This is a genomic window from Capnocytophaga sp. oral taxon 324 str. F0483 (assembly GCF_000318315.2).
Taxonomy (GTDB): domain Bacteria; phylum Bacteroidota; class Bacteroidia; order Flavobacteriales; family Flavobacteriaceae; genus Capnocytophaga; species Capnocytophaga ochracea.
Map to the genome: position 1 here is coordinate 61,166 of NZ_KB291500.1, position 4,166 is coordinate 65,331.

Here is a 4,166-nt window from a genome sequence, read left to right on the forward strand (position 1 = left end):
TCGCTTTTTCATCTCAAACTTTGCCAAAGTTAATTGCCCGTCGTGCTACGGCTGCCTGTGCGGCTCGCACCTTTGCTAAAGTTGAATAAACTAACAATCTCTCCGCTGGTTTACAAGGCGTAGCCTTGATTTTGTTTAAATTTTGTTTGATTTCTGAGGCACAGCCTCATTCCTCTAATACAACCTCACACCCTCATTTTCTAATTTCCTCATTACAGTCGGTTCTTCTCTTCTTCTCCCGCTCCTTGTCCTTTATACTTGCTTTGGGTGGTATTGAAATTGTAACTCAGTCCTACTTTAAATCCAAAATTGCTGTAATTCTGAGCAGTACTATTACTAATGTACGGATTTTGTACACGTGTGTGCTCATTGAGACCGTTATAAGGGTCGGAAATTACGGTATACACCGTGAGCGATTGGTGAAAGAACATACGGGCAACCCCTACGACTATTCCACTCATATCCTTGTAGGCGTAGACTTCTCGGTTTGAACCTTTGTTCATATAAATAAACATCGCCAAGATTAACCAGTTTTCAGTAGGAGTAATTTGGTTCATCATTTCTACCATAAACCTACCTTCATTGGTGTAAAACACATTATTAGCAAAAGGTTTTTTATAAGTGAGCGTAAGTTTAGGCATCCATTTACCTATTTGGGTTTGCGCATTGAGTACGCATTTCAGTTCGCTAAAATCATCGTAATTGCGAAGGGTTTTCTCAACGGCATCGGGGTTGATGCTTGAGAGTTGGTAATCGGAATAAATACCCTTGTGAATATTCGAATAACTTACCGAAGCCGAAATAGGACCATAAGTAGCCAAGGCACTCCATTCATCAGTAAGCTGAGGCACAATATATGGATTTCCGCGATTGTACAAGAAAGGAGAACTATAAGTGTTGTAGTCGCTGAGCTCATAAAAAGCTGGGCGTTTAATTTTGCGTGCATAACTAAAAGTCAGTTGAGTTTTATCCCAAGGGAATGCGATAGAAATATTGGGTAACCAATCGCGGTAGGTCTTGCTTTTTACGGGGCTTTTTTGTCCGTTTTCGTAATAACCAAAGTCGGCGTACTCATAGCGCGTACCGAGTTTCAAATTCACCTTTTTGATAGGGTAAGAGAAACTCACAAAACCAGCCGAGCGTGTTTCGGTATTCTTAATATCCGAAGCCGAAAGCACATTATCGGTATAGTCCTCAGTGCGATGCAGGTCGCTTGCTTCTACGCCATAGTTTATAGCGCCCTTGCCAAGGGTTTGTAAGAAAGTAGTTTTGAGTCCCCACCAATCGGAAGCAGCATCGGAATGGGTGTGCACATTGCGAGAGGTAGCGGTGAGAAGGTTGCGCTCCACAATATCGGAAGTGTTATCGGAACGCTGACCGATATAATCTACATCGGTTTGCAGTTTCAGTTTGTCAGTAATTTTGCCTTCGTAATAGGCATTAATGCCTAACTTTTTATCTTGGCTAAAGCGGTCGTATTCATTGAGCCCTTTGGCAGTAAGGAGGTTATTTTTGAAGGTAGTGGTCTCTTGGGTGCTAAACCTGTGTCCTACCCAAGGTTCTACACTCCCTCTCACACTTGCGCCTATGGAATGTTTGTCCGAAATCTCGTGAGCTACCCCTATTTTAGCATTTATTCCTTTGGCATTACTCCTGTTAGTTTCGTCGCTTGTCACGCGCCAATCATTGCTTTGGGTATGCACTTGCAAGTCCTGATAAAGGTCGAAATTTTTCTTGTTGAAGTTGTTGAAGTTGCCTATAGTAGTAAACCAGTCGGTTTTGCCTTTGCGATAGTTGAGACTAAGCCAAGTAGTTATTAAGGCTCCTTTTTTTAACACATAATTTTCATTTTCAACCGACCCACTCAGTCCATCGCCTTGTTTCTTTTTCAGTTTGATATAGATTACCGCACCCACCGTATTGTCGTGTTCCGCACCAGGTTGGGTTTCCAGCTCTATGCTCTCAATGTCTTTGGGCGATAACTGATTCACCTCATCTAAATTGCGCACCCTGCGGTTATCGATGTAGAAGATAGGATTGCCTTTGCCAAATACCTCATAACCTCCACCGGTGTAGGAAGTGCTCACCCCAGGCAAGAAGTTGATAAGCATTTCGGCTTTGGGTAGGTTCTGCAAGGTCGATTGCGCCACATTAGTACTGATGCGCGTACCCTTTTGTTCTAATATCGGGCGATGTGCCGTTACCACTACTTCTCCTAACTGATTGGTAGCAGGAGTCAAAACAATGGTGCCCAAGTTGCTCCCCGAGGGCGTAAACACCACCGTTTGATATTCCAAATGCGTAATTTTGATAACCACCTTTTTACCCTCAGCGGCATTGGGTAGTTCAAAAACTCCTCGCTGATTGCTTATTGCCCCTTTTACGAGAGTAGAGTCGGGGAGAGTCATTAGGAGTACATTGGCAGTACTCACAGGCTTTTTTTCAGTATTCAACAAGGTTCCTTTAAAAGAAGATTGTGCAAAGCCATTTACCGTTACTGCCAATAGCAGTGATAGAATAATCTTTTTCATTGTTTATATGGTTTTTGGTTACTAGATGTAAACTAATTAATTTCACGGCGCAAAGATATAACAAATAAAAGTATTATGCAATACAAAGTACCATAAAAATAGCGTTATTATATCATTATTTTTCCATTACGCTGATTATCAATTATCTTTTCTTGATTATTTTTTAAAGAAGAAAGCTAATATTTTTCACTTTCTGCTCTATAAACGAAGATTTTTCAAAAAAGTTGGAATAAGAAGTAAAAAACTTTGCCAAAGGTTGTAGCACGACAAGCTACTTCAAACTTCAAAGTTTATACTGCAAAAAATGCTTGTCGTGCTACGTCTATTCGTTGTTCTCAATCGTCTTATAAGCCTCTATAATACTGCGTACAAGTGGGTGACGCACAACGTCTCTGTCGTCTAAGTGGAGAAAAGCGATACCCCGTACTTTTTGAAGGATAAGCATAGCTTCTTTAAGTCCGGAGGAAACTTTACGAGGTAGGTCTATTTGTCCAGGGTCGCCGGTAATCATAAACTTGGCATTACGCCCCATACGGGTGAGGAACATCTTCATTTGGGCGTGGGTGGTGTTTTGTGCCTCGTCGAGGATTACAAAAGCGTTGTCTAAGGTGCGTCCGCGCATAAAAGCAAGAGGGGCAATCTCTATGATTCCTGCCTCAATAAAGGCGTTGAGTTTTTCGTGCGGAATCATATCGCGCAAGGCATCATAGAGGGGTTGCATATAGGGGTCAAGTTTCTCTTTGAGGTCACCAGGAAGAAAGCCGAGATTCTCGCCTGCTTCCACTGCCGGACGAGTGAGGATAATCCTACGCACTTGTTTTTCTTTAAGAGCTTTTACGGCTAAGGCAACGCCCACATAGGTCTTACCCGTACCGGCAGGTCCTACGGCAAATACCATATCGTTTTGGTGCATCAGCTCTACTAATTTTACTTGATTGGGGGTTTGCGGACGTATGATTTTGCCATTTACGCCGTGCACAATGATGTCCTCTTCGCGCACTTTTTCGCTCTTCTCAGTACTAGTAGCCGAAAAAATACTATCGATAGTGCGCTCGTCTAAGCGATTGTATTTTGCGCAATAGGCGATGAGCTTTTCCATTTGTTTCTGAAAATCTTTTAGCAAATGTTCTTCGCCAAAGGCAATAAGTTTAGACCCCCGTGCTACGATTTTCAGTTTCGGGAAGAGCGTTTTGATGTATTTGATATTATTTTCGTCTTCGCCACAAAACACTTGGGCGCTCACGTCAGTAAGTTCTAAGGTTAATTCGTTCACTTTATTTAGTTATCAGTTAAGAGTTAAGAGTTAAAAGTTTTGGCAAAGATATGAAAAAATTGTCAATTAGCCAATTTGTTAATAAGCAAATCACTCGTTAGATAAGTCCGCACCCTCTGCCCTATTCGACAGCTCTCCCTGAGTCTCTCTCTAATTTACTAATTCTCTCATTTCCTAATTTCCCCTTTTCCATCACCACATTCCCCCTTTGAAGGTAGCCAGCGACAGCTGGGTATGTGCCCCGCGAGAGATTTTCATCACATTTTCTTCGTCATTCGTCATTCGTCTCTCGTCATTTCATTATTTTTTCCGTCGTACTTCCCCCTACTGCCTATGGCCTAAGGCCTAGTGCCTATTCCTCT

General features: G+C 42.2%; 2 protein-coding genes. Both read right to left on the reverse strand.

What is annotated here, in order from left to right:
* Positions 1-212: 212 nt before the first annotated feature.
* Positions 213-2,531, reverse strand: coding sequence for an outer membrane beta-barrel protein (locus tag HMPREF9072_RS03195; protein ID WP_009410511.1), 2,319 nt, complete (start codon positions 2,529-2,531; stop codon positions 213-215).
* 322 nt (positions 2,532-2,853) lie between these two features.
* Complete coding sequence (locus HMPREF9072_RS03200; RefSeq protein WP_009410512.1) at positions 2,854-3,804, reverse strand: PhoH family protein; 951 nt, start codon at positions 3,802-3,804, stop codon at positions 2,854-2,856.
* Positions 3,805-4,166 lie beyond the last annotated feature (362 nt).

Coding starts and splice junctions, on each gene's coding strand:
- HMPREF9072_RS03195 (WP_009410511.1), bottom strand. CDS start 2,531: ATGAAAAAGATTATTCTATCACTGCTATTGGCAGTAACGGTAAATGGC.